Source organism: Buchnera aphidicola (Cinara splendens) (assembly GCF_900698975.1).
Lineage (GTDB): Bacteria > Pseudomonadota > Gammaproteobacteria > Enterobacterales > Enterobacteriaceae > Buchnera_F > Buchnera_F aphidicola_AI.
The window spans coordinates 13,628-33,954 of the sequence record NZ_LR217722.1; the positions used below are offsets into that span (position 1 = coordinate 13,628).

General features: G+C 26.2%; 14 protein-coding genes and 4 tRNA genes. 4 read left to right on the forward strand and 14 right to left on the reverse strand.

Features of this window, described 5'->3' with window-relative positions; translation table 11 throughout:
- Positions 1 to 27 precede the first annotated feature (27 nt).
- A complete protein-coding gene (efp, locus tag BUCISPPA3004_RS00065; protein ID WP_154048722.1) occupies positions 28 to 597 on the forward strand; it encodes an elongation factor P in 570 nt (189 codons plus the stop codon).
- A gap of 30 nt (positions 598 to 627) precedes the next feature.
- Here the strand turns inward: efp and dnaC are convergent, their stop codons facing one another.
- Positions 628 to 1,362: a DNA replication protein DnaC gene (gene dnaC, locus BUCISPPA3004_RS00070; RefSeq protein ID WP_154048723.1), complete on the reverse strand. Its 735-nt coding sequence runs from the start codon at positions 1,360 to 1,362 to the stop codon at positions 628 to 630.
- 237 nt (positions 1,363 to 1,599) lie between these two features.
- Positions 1,600 to 2,178 (reverse strand): 16S rRNA (guanine(966)-N(2))-methyltransferase RsmD, encoded by a 579-nt coding sequence (gene rsmD / locus BUCISPPA3004_RS00075; RefSeq protein WP_154048724.1) that lies wholly within the window; start codon positions 2,176 to 2,178, stop codon positions 1,600 to 1,602.
- A 260-nt stretch (positions 2,179 to 2,438) separates the two neighbouring features.
- Here rsmD and ftsY point away from each other — a divergent pair, with 260 nt between their 5' ends.
- The 3 genes from ftsY to metE all read left to right on the forward strand — a co-directional run bounded on the left by ftsY (position 2,439) and on the right by metE (position 7,148).
- Positions 2,439 to 3,296, forward strand: a complete 858-nt coding sequence (gene ftsY / locus BUCISPPA3004_RS00080; RefSeq protein WP_269471934.1) for a signal recognition particle-docking protein FtsY — start codon at positions 2,439 to 2,441, stop codon at positions 3,294 to 3,296.
- 88 nt (positions 3,297 to 3,384) lie between these two features.
- The gene (gene rpoH / locus BUCISPPA3004_RS00085; protein ID WP_172598694.1) at positions 3,385 to 4,251 is read left to right on the forward strand and encodes an RNA polymerase sigma factor RpoH; all 867 of its coding nucleotides are present in this window, start codon (positions 3,385 to 3,387) and stop codon (positions 4,249 to 4,251) included.
- Positions 4,252 to 4,865: 614 nt separating this feature from the next.
- Positions 4,866 to 7,148 carry a 5-methyltetrahydropteroyltriglutamate--homocysteine S-methyltransferase gene (gene metE, locus BUCISPPA3004_RS00090; protein WP_154048727.1) on the forward strand — a complete coding sequence of 761 codons (2,283 nt, stop codon included), beginning with the start codon at positions 4,866 to 4,868 and terminating at the stop codon, positions 7,146 to 7,148.
- Positions 7,149 to 7,398: 250 nt separating this feature from the next.
- On the opposite strand, the gene rpoC is transcribed toward metE, so the two are convergent.
- From rpoC to BUCISPPA3004_RS00150, 12 genes are all read right to left on the reverse strand, one after another.
- A complete protein-coding gene (rpoC, locus tag BUCISPPA3004_RS00095) occupies positions 7,399 to 11,631 on the reverse strand; it encodes a DNA-directed RNA polymerase subunit beta' (RefSeq protein WP_154048728.1) in 4,233 nt (1,410 codons plus the stop codon).
- Positions 11,632 to 11,726: 95 nt separating this feature from the next.
- Complete coding sequence (rpoB, locus tag BUCISPPA3004_RS00100; protein WP_154048729.1) at positions 11,727 to 15,758, reverse strand: DNA-directed RNA polymerase subunit beta; 4,032 nt, start codon at positions 15,756 to 15,758, stop codon at positions 11,727 to 11,729.
- A 235-nt stretch (positions 15,759 to 15,993) separates the two neighbouring features.
- Positions 15,994 to 16,362, reverse strand: coding sequence for a 50S ribosomal protein L7/L12 (rplL, locus tag BUCISPPA3004_RS00105; protein ID WP_154048730.1), 369 nt, complete (start codon positions 16,360 to 16,362; stop codon positions 15,994 to 15,996).
- Positions 16,363 to 16,410: 48 nt separating this feature from the next.
- Positions 16,411 to 16,902 carry a 50S ribosomal protein L10 gene (gene rplJ, locus BUCISPPA3004_RS00110; protein WP_154048731.1) on the reverse strand — a complete coding sequence of 164 codons (492 nt, stop codon included), beginning with the start codon at positions 16,900 to 16,902 and terminating at the stop codon, positions 16,411 to 16,413.
- Positions 16,903 to 17,073: 171 nt separating this feature from the next.
- Entirely contained in the window at positions 17,074 to 17,763 is a 690-nt protein-coding gene (gene rplA / locus BUCISPPA3004_RS00115; protein WP_154048732.1) for a 50S ribosomal protein L1, read from the reverse strand.
- 2 nt (positions 17,764 to 17,765) lie between these two features.
- Entirely contained in the window at positions 17,766 to 18,197 is a 432-nt protein-coding gene (rplK, locus tag BUCISPPA3004_RS00120; protein WP_154048733.1) for a 50S ribosomal protein L11, read from the reverse strand.
- 66 nt (positions 18,198 to 18,263) lie between these two features.
- Positions 18,264 to 18,806 (reverse strand): transcription termination/antitermination protein NusG, encoded by a 543-nt coding sequence (nusG, locus tag BUCISPPA3004_RS00125; protein WP_154048734.1) that lies wholly within the window; start codon positions 18,804 to 18,806, stop codon positions 18,264 to 18,266.
- Between the two features lie 12 nt (positions 18,807 to 18,818).
- Positions 18,819 to 19,196, reverse strand: a complete 378-nt coding sequence (gene secE / locus BUCISPPA3004_RS00130; RefSeq protein WP_154048735.1) for a preprotein translocase subunit SecE — start codon at positions 19,194 to 19,196, stop codon at positions 18,819 to 18,821.
- 236 nt (positions 19,197 to 19,432) lie between these two features.
- A tRNA-Thr gene (locus tag BUCISPPA3004_RS00135) sits at positions 19,433 to 19,506 on the reverse strand.
- A gap of 52 nt (positions 19,507 to 19,558) precedes the next feature.
- Positions 19,559 to 19,632, reverse strand: a tRNA-Gly gene (locus BUCISPPA3004_RS00140).
- A 2-nt stretch (positions 19,633 to 19,634) separates the two neighbouring features.
- Positions 19,635 to 19,716 (reverse strand) — tRNA-Tyr (locus BUCISPPA3004_RS00145).
- A 7-nt stretch (positions 19,717 to 19,723) separates the two neighbouring features.
- Positions 19,724 to 19,796: transfer RNA gene (locus tag BUCISPPA3004_RS00150), tRNA-Thr, on the reverse strand.
- Between the last annotated feature and the right edge of the window lie 531 nt (positions 19,797 to 20,327).

The following is a 20,327-nucleotide window of genomic DNA, read 5'->3' on the forward strand; positions in this document are numbered from 1 at the left end:
TTATATTTATATTGTGAGATATATGTTATGACAACTTATAGCGGTACTTCTTTAAAGTCGGGTTTAAAAATTTTAATAAAAAATCAACCATATGAAATTCAATATAGTGAATTTATAAAACCAGGAAAAGGACAAGCATTTGTTAGAATTAAATTAAGACAATTATTGACTGGAAAGATATTTAGTAAAACTGTTAAAGCAACAGATGTTTTTTATTCTACTGATATTACAGAAATTACTGCAATTTATTTATATAATAATGGATTTATTTGGGTATTTATGAACAAGAAAAATTTTGAACACGTCCATGTTTTAAAAAAGTTTTTATATGGGTGTGAAAAATGGTTAATAAATTCTTCTAGTTGTAAAATTATTTTATGGAATAATTCTCCTATTTCTGTTCATACCAATACATTTATAAATTTAAAAGTTCAAGATATTGATATTACAGTAAAAGGAGATACTATGAATTCTACTAGCAAATTAGTTTTTGTAGAAACAGGCGCTTCTATTCGTGTTCCTTTATTTATTAAAAAAGGTGATTTTATTAAAATAGATACTCGTCTTGGAAAATATATATCTCGTATAAATCATTAATGCAATGGTTATAATATTTATTATTAATAATTAATGTTGGTTTATTTGTACATTTTTTCTATAACTCTCCCATTCAAATGTTAACCATAAACTATTTCCTAAACTCATTCTATCGAGAACTCTTTCCCCCAATAGACTATTTAATTTTTTATGGTTTAAATTAGACAAAATACCAGTAGGTTTTTGAGAAGATGATCTTCTATCTATAATCTGGTTAATAATCATTTTTTCATATCTAGATTCTATTTGCATTCCAATTTCATCGATTATAAGTAAGTCTACTGTGCTAAAGTTATGCAATAATTTTTCTTCAGTTATCTTTGAAGACGTCTGATTAAAAGTACTTTTAAGGGTTGACATAAGATCTGCAACTGTGATGATTAATATATTATTTCCTCGTAAAATTAAATAATTTCCAATAGCTGAAGCTAAATGATTTTTTCCTGTTCCAGGTCGACCTGAAAATATAAAACTAGAAATACTATTTTTAAAATTTTCAGCATATCTTCGGGCAGCACACAGAACTGTTTTATGTCCTTCATGATTTATTTTATAGTTTTCGAAAGAACAATTTTTATATAATTCTCGTATTCCAGATCGACCTAAAATTCTTTGTATTTTTGTAGCTTTATTTTTTTGAATAACAGATTCAGAATATTTTTTTCCTTGTTCTTGGTTCCAAGATAATAACTCCTTATCATTAAAAAATTTTGGTTCTATATAGGAAGGCATGATTTTTTTTAGTTTTTTTAAAAAATTATTCATTTATAGTATTTATTTCTCCATGTTTTATTAGTGCTAATATTTATAGTAATTTTTAAAAATTTTTTTTATTTCTTCTTTAAAACATAATTTTAACTATAACTTTTATGATATAATAATTTTTAATTGACGATTGTTTTATGTGAATGTTATTAATTATATGTTATTATAATCATAAACATAAGATTTTATTAAATGTATAGTATATGTAATTTTATAGATTATATTTGATGTACTTTATTAAATTATATAATTTTTTATATAAAACAATGAAAATGATACTATTCCTATTTTTTTATTTTTTATTAATTTCCATGTTTTAGGTATATAAATATTATTATCTATGTGTTCAATATATATGATGGAATCTTTATTAATCCAATTATATTGTTCTAAATACTGAATAGATTTATTAAGCAATATTTTATTGTAGAAAGGTGGATCCAAATAAATAATATCATATGGTGTACCATTTTTCTTTAACCACCATAAAGTATTAGTATGAAAAACTGATATATTGGTAATAGAAAAAATTTTTAGTGTTTTTTTTAGTTTATTAACTAGAATATACTTTTTTTCTAAAGCTGTAACTGATGTAGCTAATCGAGATACTGATTCTATACTTAAGTTCCCGCTTCCAGAAAAACAATCTAAACATATGGAGTTTTTTATATATTGCTGTAACCAATTAAATAATACTTGTTTAATACGATTTCTAGTTGGTCTTACATTTATTTTATTAACTGAATGTAATACTCTATTTTTTAAAAATCCACCAGTAATACGAATTTTTTTTTGTCTTTTTTTTTGTTTTTTCATTTTTGTAATTTTTTGTAGAATTTTTTAAATAAAATATTGTAAATATTATAATAATAAAAAATTGAGGTTTATATGTGTAATAAAAAAAAAATTTTTTTTCTAGTTTAAAATCTTTTTTTAAAAAAAAAAATCAGAATAATACTTCTGAAAATAAAAAAAAAACCTGTTTAAAAGATTCTTCTTCAAATTCATCTAATTATAAAATTAGTTCTTTTTTTAATAGTTATGTACATAGTACCAAAAATTTTTTTATTAATAAAATAAATAGTATTTTTTATGCACCAAAATTAGATGAACAGATGCTTAAAGAATTAAAAAATTTATTATTGTCATCTGATTTTGGAATAACTGCTACTGAAAAAATTTTGCATATATTCAAAAAACATATTAAAAGAAAAAATTTAATAAATTCTAAAAAAGCTATTATATATTTTAAAAATTTGTTATTAAATATGTTAGTTGTATCTAAAGATAAACGTTGTAGTATTTCTGAAGCTAAAATGCCATTTATAATTTTAATTATTGGAGTTAATGGTGTAGGAAAAACTACTGTTGCTACAAAATTAGCATATTATTATAAAAAACTTGGTTATTCTACTATGGTTGCTGCAGGTGATACTTATAGATCTGCTGCAATTGATCAATTAATGGATTTAGGTGCATTACATGGAATTCCAGTTTTTTCTAAACCTCTAGGTTCAGATCCTGCTTCAGTTGTATTTGACGCAATTAAAGAATCCATAAAACAAAAAAAGAATATTTTGATTATTGATACTGCTGGTCGTTTACATAATAAAAATCATTTAATTCAGGAATTACAAAAAATTAATCGAGTAATTAATAAATGTCATCCTACAGCGCCTCATGAAATATTTTTAGTACTAGATTCTGGAATTGGTCAAAATTCTATAGAACAGGCTAGAGTTTTTTCTTCCAATCTTCCTGTTACAGGGTCGATTATTACTAAATTAGATGGTACAGCTAAAGGTGGAATTATTTTTTCAATTGCTCATGAGCTAACAATTCCTATTTGTTTTGTTGGTACAGGAGACAAAATAACAGATTTTTCATCTTTTGATAGTACAAAATTTGTTGATAGTTTTTTTAATATTAGTTAAATCATATTAATTTGTTAATTTGTTAGTGGATTCATGGTTTAATCAGAATGCACAGTTTATATTGTACTTTTAGGATAAAATGAAAAAAATAAAACATCAAGTTCAAACAATCAGTTTTTTAAATATTGGCAGTTTAGATGCCTATATTCGTATGGCAAATTCTTTTTCTATATTATCGTCTAAAAAAGAAAAATTACTTGCAGAAAAATTGTTTTTTTACAGAGATATAGAGTCAGCAAAATTATTAATTTTATCAAATTTGAGATTTGTAATTCATGTTGCTAAAAATTATTCAGGATATGGTTTGCCACAAGCTGATTTAATTCAAGAAGGAAATATTGGTTTAATGAAAGCTATTAGGCGTTTTAACCCTAATATTAATGTTCGCCTAGTTTCATTTGCTGTACATTGGATAAAATCTGAAATTCATGAATATGTTTTAAAAAATTGGCGAATAGTAAAGGTTGCTACCACTAAAGCACAACGAAAATTGTTTTTTAATTTAAGGAAATCTAAGAAAAGATTAGGCTGGTTTAATCTTCATGAAATAGATGTTGTTGCACGTGAATTAGGTGTTAGTAGACAAGAAGTAAAAGAAATGGAAGCAAGAATGTCTGCTCAAGATATAACTTTAGATATTACACCCTCAGATTCTCAATCCGATTATTCTACAAATAACACACGCTCTTCTCTTTACTTAGAAGATAAAAAATCAAATTTTGCGATGAAAGTTGAACAAGATAACTGGGCCTTACATGCTTCTAATAAATTAAGTAATGCGTTACTAATATTAGATGAAAGAAGCCAACAAATTATTAAAAGACGTTGGTTAAATAAAAATAGTTCTAAAATTACATTACAGGCTATTGCTCAAGATTACGGAATTTCAGCTGAAAGAGTTCGTCAGTTAGAAAAAAATGCTATGAAAAAATTAAAAATAGCAATTGAAGCATAATTATTATTAATAACGTATTTTTTTGGATTGTTAGTATTTATTCTTGAATTTCTATTTCTTTTTTAAAAATAGTTAATCTATAAACATATTTCTTTAATATATGTATTTATATAAAGATTTTAACAATTTTTTTTCTTTTGATTTTTTATCATATTATAGCAAAGTATTGATTGCTGATTTTAGTAAAATCAATATATTTTTTACTATCAGTATGTTTATAATTTTATATTATTTAGAATAATATATTTTTTATAATATTAAATATTTTTTAAGTATTATAATATTTATAATGGTTTATTATAAATATTTACATAATAAATTAAATTTTGAGAGATTATATTAACAAGTAATCTTGTTTTTTTTAAATAAATAATTAATATTTTTTAAGTATTAATGAATATTAGGCGATAAAAGTACATATTATATATTTTAATATGTATTAATAATATTAATTGAAAAATATTTGATATCGATAAATTATATTAGAAATTTTTTATAATAATATTTTTTATGTATGTATGAAACTAATAGTTATCCATTTTAGATAACTTAAATAGTTAATTATTTTGGTGTTTGTTGTTTTTTGCATGAATATTAAAACAGGAAAAACATGTATGGCTATAAAAAATCATGTACTAGGATTTCCCAGAATTGGTACGCATCGTGAATTAAAATTTGCTTTAGAAAATTATTGGTCAAAAAAAATTACTTTACATGATTTATTAACAGTAGGTAAAACTATTAGACATAGCAACTGGAAATACCAAGCTGATTGTGGTTTAGATTGTGTAACTGTAGGTGATTTTGCATGGTATGATCATGTTTTAAACGTTAGTATGATGATTAATAATGTTCCTAAAAGACATCAAATAGATAAGTCTAAGTTAGACTTAGATACTTTATTTAGAATTGCTAGAGGGTCAAAAGTAATTGATAAAAATTGTTCTGCTTCTGAGATGACTAAGTGGTTCGATACAAATTATCATTTTATTGTACCTGAATTATCTTGTAATCAAAATTTTTATTTTGCCTGGAAACAGATTTTAGAAGAAACCGATGAAGCATTGTCATTAGGATATACAGTAAAACCAGTTTTATTAGGACCGCTTACATATTTATGGTTAGGTAAAGTTAAAGGAACTAACTTCTCTAAGTTAGACCTTTTAGAGAAAATATTACCTGTTTATAAAGAAGTATTAATGGAATTATCTAATAGAAATATTGAGTGGATCCAAATTGATGAACCTATTTTAGTTTTAGATATTCCTATAAAATGGAAGAAAGCTTTTATTGATGTTTATAAAGTATTAAAAAATAATAAAATAAAAATTATGTTATCTACATATTTTGGTGATATACATAATAATATAGATATAATTAATAAGTTATCAATTGATGGTTTACATATTGATTTAGTTGCAGGAAGATATGACATATGTCAATTACACAATTATTTTAACAAAAAATTCTTGTTATCATTAGGAATAATTAACGGACGTAACATTTGGAAAACAGATTTATTAAAATGGTATACGAAATTAAATTTATTTAAAAAAGTTAAACGCATCTTTTGGATTAGCACATCTTGTTCACTTCTACACGTTCCTTTAGATATATCACTAGAAGATAATTTAACAGATTTTGTGAAATCCTGGTTTGCATTTGGAATGCAAAAGTGTTTAGAAATATCTATTTTGTCTCGCGTACTAAATAAAAATTTAGATATAGAAGAAATACATCGTTGGATTGAACCTATTAATGCATATAAATCATCTAATATAGTTAATAATGTTGTAGTGCAAAAACGCGTATTGCAAATTTCTTCTGATCAAATGAAAAGAGAGCATGATTTTACTGCACGTTCGATTATTCAAAAGAAAAAATTAAATTTATCAATTTTACCTACTACTACAATTGGTTCTTTTCCGCAAACTACAGACATTAGAAAGTTAAGATTAGATTATAAAAATAAGAAGATTAGCCAATCAGATTATGAGAATAGTTTAAAAATACATATTAAAAATAATATTATTCAACAGGAAAAACTAGGATTAGATGTTTTAGTACACGGTGAACCAGAAAGAAATGATATGGTTGAATATTTTAGTGAGTATTTAGAAGGTTTTGTTTTTACTCAATACGGTTGGGTACAAAGTTATGGTTCGCGATGCGTTAAACCTCCTGTTATTGTAGGAGATATTAGTCGGATTACTCCTATTACGGTTATGTGGTCAAAATTTGCTCAATCATTAACTAATAAACCAGTTAAAGCTATGTTAACAGGACCAGTTACAATTTTATGTTGGTCTTTTCCTCGCGAAGATATTTCTAAAGAGTGCATAGCTCAGCAAATTGCTTTAGCCTTGAGAGATGAAGTATTAGATCTAGAAAATGCTGGTATTAATATTATTCAAATTGATGAGCCTGCTTTACGAGAAGGATTACCTTTAAGAAAATGTTACTGGGATTATTATTTATCATGGGCAGTTAAAGCATTTAAGTTATGTTCATCCGGAGTAAAAGATAGTACACAAATTCATACACATATGTGTTACTGTGATTTTCATGATATTATGCCTGCAATAGTAGATTTAGATGCTGATGTGATTACTATTGAAACATCTCGTTCAGATATGGATTTATTAGAATTTTTTAAAACATTTAAATACCCTAATGATATTGGTCCAGGAGTATATGATATTCATTCTCCAAACATTCCTACGGTTGATTGGATTGAAAAATTATTAATTAAAGCAGTAGAATATATTCCTATACAACAGTTATGGGTAAATCCAGATTGTGGTTTAAAAACTCGTAATTGGATGGAAACATTATTAGCTTTACAAAATATGATACAAGCTACTAAAAATGTTCGAAAAAAATTTTCAAAAGAATAAGTTGTAACATACATTCCACTTAATGCGATTTGATAAAATGTTAATTGTGTTTAGTGGTTTGTTTATAGTTTTTGTATATAACATATTTACTGAAGATTGCTGATTGTTTTTTATCTCATTAAACATATAATATATATTATATTTTTTATTTATTTTTATTTTTTATCTTTAGTAATATAAATATTATTTATATATTTTAATATAATATAAAATATCGAGCTGTTCATACAATCAGCTCGAATTTATATAATTATAAATTATTATTGATTTTTTCAGTAGCATTTAATAATTCGGATAAATTTGCTGCTGCTTCTTCAGGACTAATAGACGTAGTATTTTTTTTTCGTTGTGAGGAATTTTTGATTTTTGTTTTTAATCTTTTTTTATGATATTTATATCCTGTTCCAGCTGGAATTAATCTACCAACAATTACATTTTCTTTTAATCCGCGTAATTTGTCTTTTTTTCCAGCTACAGCAGATTCTGTTAACACACGTGTAGTTTCCTGAAATGATGCTGCCGAAATAAATGATTCAGTAGCTAAAGATGCCTTTGTAATACCAAGTAAATCACGAGAAAACCTTGCTATTTTTTTCTTTTTAGTTATGAGTTTTTTGTTTTCTAACATAATACTAGAATACTCTGTTTGTTCACCTGGTAAAAAATTAGAATCACCAGAATTTGTTATCGTAGCTTTTCGCAACATTTGTCTAATTATGACTTCAATATGTTTATTATTTATTTTTACACCTTGCAATCGATATACTTCTTGTACTTCGTTTACTATATAGTTAGTAACAGCTTGTATACCTCTTAATCTTAAGATATCATGTGGAGATTCTGGTCCATCGGAAATAGTATCTCCTTTTTCGACTCTTTCCCCTTCAAAAACATTTAATTGTCTCCATTTTGGTATCATTTCTTCATAAACGTTATTTCCGTTAAGAGGAGTTATAATTAATCTTCTTTTTCCTTTGGTTTCTTTTCCAAAAGAAATAATTCCATTAATTTCAGCTAAAATGGCTAATTCTTTAGGTTTTCTAGCTTCAAATAAATCTGCTACTCGGGGCAAACCTCCTGTAATATCTTTTGTTCCTGCTGATTCTTGAGGAACTCGAGCTAATGTATCTCCTGAAGATATTTTCATTCCATTATCTAACTGTACAATTGATTTTCCAGGTAAAAAATATTGAGCCGGCATATCAGTACCGGGTATAAATATATCAGAACCTGTTTTGTTAATAATTTTTAAAGAAGGTTTTAAATCTTTTCCTTGTACATTTCTTTCTGATGTGTCAAGTATGACAATAGAAGATAAACCTGTTAATTCATCGGTTTGTTTTGTAACACTTTGTCCATCAATTATATCAATAAATTGAATATATCCGCTTACTTCAGTAATTACGGGAATGGTGTGTGGATCCCATCGTGCAATTATTTCTCCGGATTTAACTTCTTCACCTTCTCCTTTTGTTAATATTGATCCATATGGTATTTTGTAACTTTCCTGTGTTTTTCCTGCTTCATCTATCATTTTTAATTCAACATTTCTTGAAATTATGACGATTTTTCCATCTGAGTTTATTACGGATTTTGCTCGATTTAAATGAATTAATCCATTTTTACGAATTTGAATACTAGATTCAGCAGCTACTTTGGAAGCAGCTCCCCCAATGTGAAATGTACGCATAGTTAATTGTGTTCCAGGTTCACCAATAGACTGAGCAGCAATAACACCTATTGCTTCCCCTTTATGAACTAATTTTCCTCTAGCTAAATCACGTCCATAGCAATGTGAGCATACTCCAAAATTTGTTTCACAGTGTACCACTGACCTTACCTTGATTGTTTCTATGTGATTTTTTTCTAAAATATTACACCATGTTTCATTTAATAATGTATTTTGTGGTATTAAAATTTTTTTGGAATCTGTATAATGAATGTCTTCTACAGTTATACGTCCTAAAACTCTTTCTCTAAGGGGTTCTTTAACATCGCCTCCTTCAATTAAAGGACTCATTAAAATTCCTTCGCGAGTTTTACAATCAGTTTCTGTAACTACTAAATCTTGTGCTACATCGACCAGTCTTCTAGTTAAATAGCCTGAGTTAGCAGTTTTTAAGGCAGTATCAGCTAATCCTTTTCTTGCTCCATGAGTAGAAATAAAATATTGTAGTACGTTTAATCCTTCTCTAAAATTTGCTGTTATTGGTGTTTCTATGATAGACCCATCAGGTTTTGCCATTAGTCCACGCATTCCAGCTAATTGTCTAATTTGAGCAGCAGAACCTCTTGCTCCAGAATCAGCCATAATGAAAATATTGTTAAAGGATTTTTGTTTTATTTCTTTTTGATTTTTGTCATAAAAAATATCATGTGATAAATTTTTCATCATAGCTGTTGCAATATTTTCATTTGCATCAGCCCATATATCTATTATTTTGTTATATCGTTCGCTCGAAGTCACCAATCCAGTCTGAAATTGTTTATGTATTTCAGAAACTTCTTTTTCTGCTTCTAATAAAATATTCTTTTTGTTTTTTGGTATAATAATATCGTTAATTCCAACAGAAACACCAGATTTTGCTGCATATGAAAATCCAGTGTACATAATTTGATCAGCTAAATTAACTGTTTCTTTTAATCCTAAAACTCGATAACAAATATTCAAAATATTAGATATATCTATTTTTTTTAATGTTTTATTTATTATTTTAAATGGTAATCCTTGAGGTATAATAGTCCAAAAAATAGCTCTACCTATAGTAGTTTTGACGATTTTTTTTTGTTCTATTAGATTATTGTCATTATTTTTAATATACTCGGATATACGAATATTAACGATAGAATGTAAATCGACTGATCCTAAAGCATACATACGCTCAGCTTCCTTAGAAGAAGAGAGTAACATACCAGATCCTTTTCCGTTGATTTTTTTTCGTGTCATATAATATATACCTAGAATTACATCTTGAGATGGAACAATTATAGGTTCTCCATTAGCTGGAGATAATATATTTTTGGTCGACATCATTAGTGATCGTGCTTCTTTTTGAGCTGATTTTGTTAATGGAATATGAATAGCCATTTGATCTCCATCAAAATCAGCATTATATGCAGCACACACTAATGGGTGTAACTGTATTGCTTTTCCTTCTATTAAAATAGGTTCAAAAGCTTGTATTCCTAATCGATGTAACGTAGGTGCGCGATTAAGTAAAATAGGATGTTTACGAATAATCTCTTCTAATATATCCCAAACAACAGGTTCTTCTTGTTCTACCATTTTTTTTGCAGATTTAATCGTTGTAGCAAGATTTCTTTGTTCTAGTTTTCCGTATATAAATGGTTTAAATAATTCTAAAGCCATTTTTTTAGGTATTCCACATTGATTTAAATGTAAATATGGACCTACGGTAATTACTGAACGACCGGAATAATCTACTCTTTTTCCTAATAAATTCTGTCGAAATCTACCTTGTTTTCCTTTAATCATATCAGCTAAAGATTTTAGAGGTCTTTTATTTGAACCTGTAATAGATCGACCGCGTCTTCCATTATCTAATAGTGCGTCAATTGCTTCTTGTAGCATTCTTTTTTCATTTTTTATTATTATATCTGGAGCTGATAATTCTAATAATCTTTTCAATCTATTATTTCGATTAATTACTCTTCTATATAAATCATTTAAATCAGAAGTTGCAAATCTACCGCCATCTAGGGGAACTAAAGGTCTTAGATCTGGGGGCAAGATAGGTAATACAGTTAAAATCATCCATTCTGGTTTATTTTTAGAAATTAGTAAAGATTCAATAAGTTTTATTCTTTTAGTAACTTTTTTTCTTTTTGTTTCGGAATTAGTTTTAAGTAGTTCTTTTTTTAATTTTAAGCAAATGTTTTTTAAATTCATTTTTTTTAAAATCTTTTGTATAGCTTCTGCACCCATTTTTGCTTCAAAATCATCCCCAAATTCGTCTATTGCTTGTATATACTGGTCTTCAGTTAGTACTTGATATTTTTCTAAACTAGTCATTCCGGAATTTATTACAATATATGATTCAAAATACAATACTCTTTCTATGTCTCGCAAGGGTATGTCTATTAGTAGACCTATTCTAGAAGGTAAAGATTTTAAAAACCATATATGTGCAATAGGAGCAGCTAATTCAATATGCCCCATTCTTTCTCGACGAACTGTACTTTTTGTAACTTCAACACCGCATTTTTCACACACTACACCTCTGTGTTTTAAACGTTTATATTTTCCGCATAAACACTCATAATCTTTTATAGGTCCAAAAATACGTGAACAAAATAATCCATCACGTTCAGGTTTAAAAGTTCGATAGTTTATTGTTTCAGGTTTCTTGACCTCTCCAAAAGACCAAGATCGTATAATTTCTGGGGATGCTAATGAAATTTGAATGGAATCAAATTCTTCGATTTTGTTTTTTTTTTTAAAGATTTTTAATATGTCTTTCATGGATTATTTCTTATAAAATATATAAATAGTTAGTAAAATAGGATGATAATAAAAATTTATATCTATGATTGAGTATTAAAAATAAATTTTTTATATTAATCATTGTTTAAGTCAATATTAATTCCTAAGGAACGTATTTCTTTTATGAGAACATTGAATGATTCTGGCATTCCTGGTTCCATTTTATATTTTCCGCTAACTATATTTTTATACATTTTAGTTCTTCCAGATACGTCATCAGATTTTACTGTTAACATTTCCTGTAATGTATGTGATGCACCATATGCTTCTAAAGCCCATACTTCCATTTCTCCAAATCTTTGTCCTCCAAATTGTGCTTTTCCACCTAAAGGTTGTTGTGTAATCAAGCTATACGAACCGGTTGATCTTGCATGCATTTTGTCATCTACTAAATGATTTAGTTTTAACATATACATGTACCCTACAGTTACTTTTCGCTCAAATTTTTCTCCTGTACGTCCGTCAAATAAAGTAATTTGTCCCGAGGTAGAAAAATTTCCCATTTTTAATAATTCTTTTATTTCATTTTCTTTTGCTCCATCAAATACTGGAGTAGCCATCGGCATGCCATTACTTAAATTTCGTGCTAATTTTAATATTTCTTTATCTGAAAATTCATGTAAATTAATTTTTTGATATGTATCATTTCCAAGATCATATGCTTTTTGTAAAAATTGACGAATGTTTGAAATTTTTTTATTTTTTTGGATCATATTATTTATAATATTCCCGATTCCTTTTGCAGCTAGACCTAAGTGTGTTTCAAGAATTTGACCTAAATTCATACGTGATGGAACACCTAATGGATTTAAAACTATATCTATTGGTATACCATCTTTATCATAAGGCATATCTTCAACAGGATTAATTTTTGAAACAACTCCTTTATTACCGTGTCGTCCCGCCATTTTATCTCCGGGTTGTATTTTTCTCTTTACCGCTAAATAAATTTTTACAATTTTTAAAATTCCTGGTGACAATTCATCACCTTGTTTTATTTTTTTGGTTTTTTCGTTAATTTTTTTAGCGAAATTTTTTTTTAATTTTTGATATTGATTTTTTAATGTATTTATTTCTTTTTCTATATGATTTGTGTATTGTATTTTTTTTTTGAAATAATCGTCTAATGATATGGTATTAAAATTATTTATAGATATGTTTGAATTAATTAATATATTTTTTATTCGAGTAATAATATTTATTTCAAAAATTTTTAATTCTTCATGAAAATCTTTTTTTGCTGTTTCTAAAAGCATCTCTTCTATTTCTAGTGTTCGTAGATCTTTTTTTATTCCATCACGAGTAAATATTTGTACATCAATAACTGTTCCGTTGACTCCGTTAGGTACTCGTAATGATGAATCTTTTACATCTGAAGCTTTTTCACCGAAAATAGCTCTTAATAATTTTTCTTCTGGTGTTAATTGAGTTTCTCCTTTAGGGGTAACTTTTCCTACTAATACATCTCCACTTGACACATCAGCGCCCACATAAATAATTCCTGAAGCATCTAATTTTAGTAAAGCAGTTTCACTTACATTTGGTATATCAGCAGTTATTTCTTCAATTCCTAGTTTAGTATCACGACATATACAGGATAATTCTTGAATATGAATAGAAGTAAATCGATCTTCTTTTACTACTTTTTCAGAAATAAGAATAGAATCTTCAAAATTATATCCATTCCAAGGCATAAAAGCTACACGCATATTTTGTCCAAGAGCCAATTCCCCTAAATCAGTAGATGGTCCGTCAGCAAGAACATCACCTTTTTTTATAGTATCGTTAATATTTACACATGGTATTTGATTAATACAGGTATTTTGATTAGATCTAATATATTTAGTTAATTTATATATATCTATTCCTGATTGATTTGCAGTAATATCTGTATGATTAACATTTATAATAATTTTTGAAGCATCTACATACTGAACAAAACCGCTTCTTTTAGCAATTACGGTAACTCCTGAATCTATAGCTACTGATCTTTCCATGCCTGTGCCTACTAACGGTTTTTCTGATTTTATTACAGGGACAGCTTGTCTTTGCATGTTTGCACCCATCAGTGCTCGATTAGCATCATCATGCTCTAGAAAAGGTATTAGTGATGCTCCTACAGAAACTATTTGCTGGGTAGATACATCCATATATTGTGCTTGTTTTTTGTGGAATAAACCAAATTCTCCTTTATGACGACATGTTACAAAATTTGTACAAAATTTACCTTTTTTATTGATTTTTGTATTGGCTTGTGCAATAATATAATTACCTTCTTCTATGGCAGATAGATACTTTATTTCATATGTAACTACTCCGTTTTTTATGATCCTATATGGTGTTTCTAGAAATCCATATTGATTAGTTCTAGCATATATAGATAAAGAATTAATTAATCCTATATTCGGTCCTTCTGGTGTTTCTACTGGACATACTCTTCCATAATGGGTTGGATGTACATCTCTTACTTCAAAACCAGCTCGTTCTCTTGTTAGTCCTCCAACTCCTAAAGCAGAAATTCTACGTTTGTGTGTAATTTCAGCTAATGGATTGTTTTGATCCATAAATTGAGATAACTGACTAGATCCAAAAAACTCTTTAATTGCAGAAGAAATAGGTTTAGCATTAATAATATCTTGTGGCATCAATGTTTCTAAGTCACTTGATGATAATCTCTCTCGCACTGCTCTTTCAACTCGAATTAATCCTATTCTAAATTGATTTTCTACCATTTCTCCAACAGATCGAACACGGCGATTTCCTAAATGATCAATGTCATCAATTTCTCCTTTTCCATTGCGTATATTTATTAATTTTTTTACTACATCTACTATATCTTTTTTGTCTAAGGTTCCAGATCCATATGTAGTATTACGACAAAGTGATTTATTAAACTTCATCCTACCTACTGGCGATAGATCATATTTTTCTTTAGAAAAAAATAAATTATTAAATAAATTTTCTGTAGCTTCTTTAGTTGGTGGTTCTCCCGGTCTCATCATTCTATATATTTCAATTAAAGCTGTATGTCTATCCTTGGTAGAGTCAATTTGTAGTGTATCTGAAATATATGATCCATGATCACGATCATTAGTAAATAAAATGTGTATTTTCTTATAGTTAAATTTTTTTATTTTTTTAAAATCTTCTTTGGTTAATTTAGTATTCGCGGAAATAAAGATTAATCCTGTATTCGGATCTATGTAGTTTTTGCTAACTGTTTTTCCGTAAATATATTCTTTTGGAACGTGAAGAGAAGTAATGTTGTTTTTTTTAAATTCTTGAATATGTTGATTAGTTATACGAGTACCTTTTTTAAAATATTTTTTTTTGTTTTTTATAACATCAAATGGTATTATTTGTCCTAACAATCTTTCTGGAACTAAGTCTATAGTGATTTTATTTTTTTTTATGTGACAAATATCGTGTTTAAAAAATTTTTCAAGAATTTTTTCAGTACTAAGATTTAAAGCATGTAATATAACTGTGATTGGTATTTTTCTACGACGATCTATTCTCGCAAACAAATGGTCTTTAGGGTCAAATTCAAAATCTAGCCAAGATCCTCTATATGGTATAATTCTTGCGTTATATAATACTTTTCCTGATGAATGTGATTTTCCTTTATCACTATCAAAAAAAACACCAGGACTTCTATGCAACTGAGAGACTACTACTCTTTCTGTTCCATTAACAATGAATGTTCCGTTTTTAGTCATTATCGGTAATTCACCCATATATACTTCCTGTTCTTTAATATATTTAACTATGGTATTTTTTGAATCTTTTTCGTAAACAATTAATCTTAGTTTCACTCTTAACGGAACGGAGTATGTTGTACCTTTAATCTGTGACTCTTGCATATCAAATATTTTTTTTCCCAGTGTATAAGATACATATTGTAATTCAGCACATCCGTTATAGCTTCGAATTGGAAAAATAGATTGAAAGGCAGATTCTAATCCTTGATGTTCTTTCGATTTAGACTGAATAAATTTTTTAAATGAATTAATTTGAATAGATAAAAGATATGGAATTTCTAAAATTTTTTTTTGTTTACCAAAATTTTTTCGTATACGTTGTTTTTCAGTGTGAGAGTAAACCATTATTTTCCCAGTGTATATGTTATAATGAAAATAAAAAATCTTTATTATATTTAATGTGTTTAAAATATAAATTTTAATGAAAATTAAAAATTGATTTTTAATTTTTATGATATTTTATACAAATAAATAATATTATTAATAGATTATATGTGTGTAAGGTAACGAACTGGTGACTTAATAATCACCAGTCACTGGTATATTGTATACTTTAATAAATTTAAACATTAATTGTATTTTAATTAATTTCTGCTGTAGCGCCAGATTCTATTAACATTTTACATATATTTTCTGCACTTTCTTTAGTTATATTTTCTTTAATAATTGTAGGAGCAGATTCTACTAAATCTTTAGATTCTTTTAATCCTAATCCTGTAGTACTACGTATTATTTTTATAATCGAAACTTTATTAGAACCTATGGTTTTTAACTTAACATTAAAAGAAACTTTTTCTTCTTTGGTTGATTCAACAGAATTATTGGCAGTGTTTAAAGGAATATTAGATGATATGTTAAATTTTTTTTCTATCATGGAAATTAATTCCATAATTTCTTTTACTGGCATTTCAGAAATTGTATGTAAAATTTCTTCTTTATTAATTGACATTAGTGTTATTCCTAAAATAGTCAAAAATATGTGAAAAAGTGTTGATTCTTATTTTAATTTACATGTAATTTGGTGGAGTAATCGTAGAAATTTTCCTAATGATATCTCTTTTAATAATAATACAAATTTTGTAATAGCTTCTGTGTGTGTTGGAAGCAAAGCTAAATCATTTATTTCTTTTAAATTAAGTATTTTATTTTCACAAATTGCATTTTTTATTTTAAAATGAGGATTTTTTTTATTAAATTTTATGAACAATCGACTAGCACTACCTGGATGTTGTAGAGAAAAAGCTACTAAAGTTGGTCCATTTAATGCACTAATAAGTTTAGAAAAATTTGTTTTTATTAAAGATTTTTGCAGAAGCGTATTTTTTACTACATATATTTTTACATTTAATAGTATGGATTTTTTTCGTAGTTTATTAATTTTATTTACTTCTATTTTGGATGGATTAGCTGTAATTATAGATAATGATTTTTTTGCAATATTATTAATTTTTTTAATTATTTCTCTTTTTTTATTTCTATTTAATGCCATTTTTTTATCCTATTTTATTATAATGTTTATAAATAATTATAAATAATTTATGTTATAAATGTAAGAATAGGAATATTTTATTGTTTATGATTATAGTTATACATTATAGTTAATTGTAAATGAGTTTTTTTATATAATAATATTAGTAATGATTACATACAATTGTATATTTTACAGAGTTAAACAATTAATAGAAATACCTGGACTCATAGTAGTAGATACACTGATTTTTTTATATAAAAATCCTTTTAATTGATTAGGTTTAGATTGTTTAATATTATTGTATAATGTTAAAAAGTTTTCATACAAATGAATTTCAGAGAAATTTATTTTTCCAAAGTTACTGTGTATAACACCGTTTTTATCGTTTCGGTAGTTTACTTTTCCTTGTCGTGCTTCTTGTATTGATTGTTTTATGTTTTCTGTTACTGTTCCGAATTTTGGGTTAGGCATAATACCTTTAGGTCCTAATATAGGTCCTAATTTTCCTACTATTTCCATAGTTTCTGGTGATGCAATTATTAAATCAAATATAATTGTTTGTTTTTTTATAATACTGGCTAGATCTTCCATTCCTACAAAATCAGCTCCATATTTTTTTGCTATTTCTACATTCTTTCCTGTAGCGAATACACCTATTTTTATTTTTTTTCCAGTTCCGTGAGGGAGTAATATAGATCCACGAATATTTTGTTCAGATTTTTTAGGATTAATATTTAAATGAAATGCAGCGTCAACGCTTTCTACAAAATTAGCAGATTTCATTGTTTTTAATATTTTTATTGCGGATTGAATAGTATAAGTTTTTTTTTGGTTTCTTAGTTTTTGATTGAATTTTTTTTTTTTTGATATTTTTGTCATAATTATTCCTGTATTACGGTAATTCCCATTGATGTAGCGGTCCCTTCAATAGTTTTTGCTATTTTATCAATATTTGATCCAGTCATATCTATCATTTTTTTTTTTGCAATTTCATATATTTGTTTTTTTGTAATTTTTCCTACAAATTCATGCTTAGGTGTTTTTGATCCATTTTTAATAGATAAACATTTTTTTAATAAAATAGAAGTAGGTGGTGTTTTAATAATAAAAGTAAATGTTTTATCGGAATATACAGTAATAACGACAGGAGTAAGAATTCCTTTTTCTAGTTTAGAAGTTTGTGAATTAAAATTTTTACAAAATTCCATTATATTAATTCCTTTTTGTCCTAATGCAGGACCTACTGGAGGACTAGGATTTGCCATTCCAGATAATACTTGTAATTTGATATAGGATGTGATTTTTTTTTTCATTATTATATTCTTTATTTGAAATGTGTATGATTTTTATTAACTAGCTTTATAAGTTTGTTTTTTTATTTAATATTTTTCAACTTGTCTAAAATCTAATTCTACAGGAGTAGAACGTCCGAATATTGATACAGATACTGTTAATCGATTTTTTTCATAATCTACAGTTTCAACGGTTCCATTGAAATCTGAAAAAGGTCCATCATTAACACGAATGTTTTCTCCTGGTTCAAATATTTTTTTTGGTCTAGGTTTATTACCAATTTTTTTTAATTTTTTAAAAATAATCTGGATTTCATGATTACTCATAGGAGTCGGTTTTTCAGAAGTACTACCTACAAAACCTAATACTTTCGGTAAACTTTTAATTAAATGCCAACTGTAATTATTCATAATCATTTCAATTAAAATATATCCTGGAAAAAATTTATAATCACTTTTTTTTCTTTTTCCTTTTCTTATTTCGATAACCTCTTCAGAAGGAACAATTATTTTTCCGAATATATTTTTCATTTTTTTTATTTTTTCGTTACTCAGTATTGACTGAGCTACTCTATTTTCAAATCCTGAAAAAGCTTGTAAAACATACCATTTTTTTTTATCTACACACAATTTTTATAACCTCTATGTTAGTATCCAAGATATAGCATGAAGTATGATTCCATCTAACATCCATAAAAATATAGATGTTAATGTTATTAACAATAACACCATTCCAGTTGTTTTACATGTTTCTTTATAAGAAGGCCATATTATTTTTGATAATTCTATGTTTACATCTTTGGTAAAAATAATTATTTGTTTTCCAGTGAATGTACTTAAAAATATACTAAGTAATAGTATGCTGTATATAATAAAAAATATAATTTTTATATTTTTAGAATACTGATGAATAAAAAAAATATAATTTAATATCATGCAACTAATAATTATTGTTATACATAACCACTTGATTCTTTCTGTATATTTAGTGTATATGTTATATAATTTATGAATATGCATAATTATAGTGCTCGAGTAAGTATATTTATATAAATATATTGTATTGAATATAATGATTTATTTTATTATTAATAATTTTATATTTAATAAAAATTAAACCTTTTTAATATATTAGTATTGATTTATTCATCATACAAACATATTGGATACTTAAACATAAGTAAGGAATTAAAGGACGTATTTTTTGTGTTTGATTTGTAAAAAATTTTATAAAGAATATGATAAATATTTATTTTTGCTGATACCTAGATTTGAACTAGGGACCTCATCCATACCAAGGATGTGCTCTATCCAGCTAAGCTATATCAGCATGATCTTTATTTATTATATAGAAAATTTCTATTTATAATAGATTTTTTATATAGCGGTCAGCGGGAATTGAACCCGCATCATCAGCTTGGAAGGCTGAGGTAATGTCCTTTATACGATGCCCGCTTTTGGTGGGAGTAGGATTCGAACCTACGAAGTCAATGACGTCAGATTTACAGTCTGCTCCCTTTAACCGCTCGGGAATCCCACCTTTATTATGCCGGCTACCGGAATTGAACTGGTGACCTACTGATTACAAGTCAGTTGCTCTACCTGCTGAGCTAAGCCGGCTTGAAAATTAGTTCATCACGTAAATTAATAATTATTATTATAAATAAATTGATGTAACTTAATATTGATTTTAGTTTATATTAATAAAAATAACAAGTTTTATTAAAAAAAAATTTAAATTTAATTATTTCCTAAAAAAATTTTCTTAATTATAACATATTTTTTGTAAAAACATAATTATTTTAGATTATGATAATATTTATAAACTCAAGAAATTTTTAAGTTAGCTTTATAATAATAAAATTATGTTTTAGAAGATTTATTTATTTTAAATAAAAAAATATATATGTATATTAAATTAAAAAAATTTTTTATATTGAATATGTAAATATATTTCGAGTATTTAAATAGTTCAATAAATGTTATAATTGTTAATGGAAATGATCTAATTTTTTTTTATTTTTTAATCAATAAAGAGTATTTTAAAATTTAAATAAATATATTATTTTTATTCTTAAATATATGACAGGAATATTTATTAATAGATATTATTAGTGGATGAAATAACAATAAACATTGTATTTGTATATA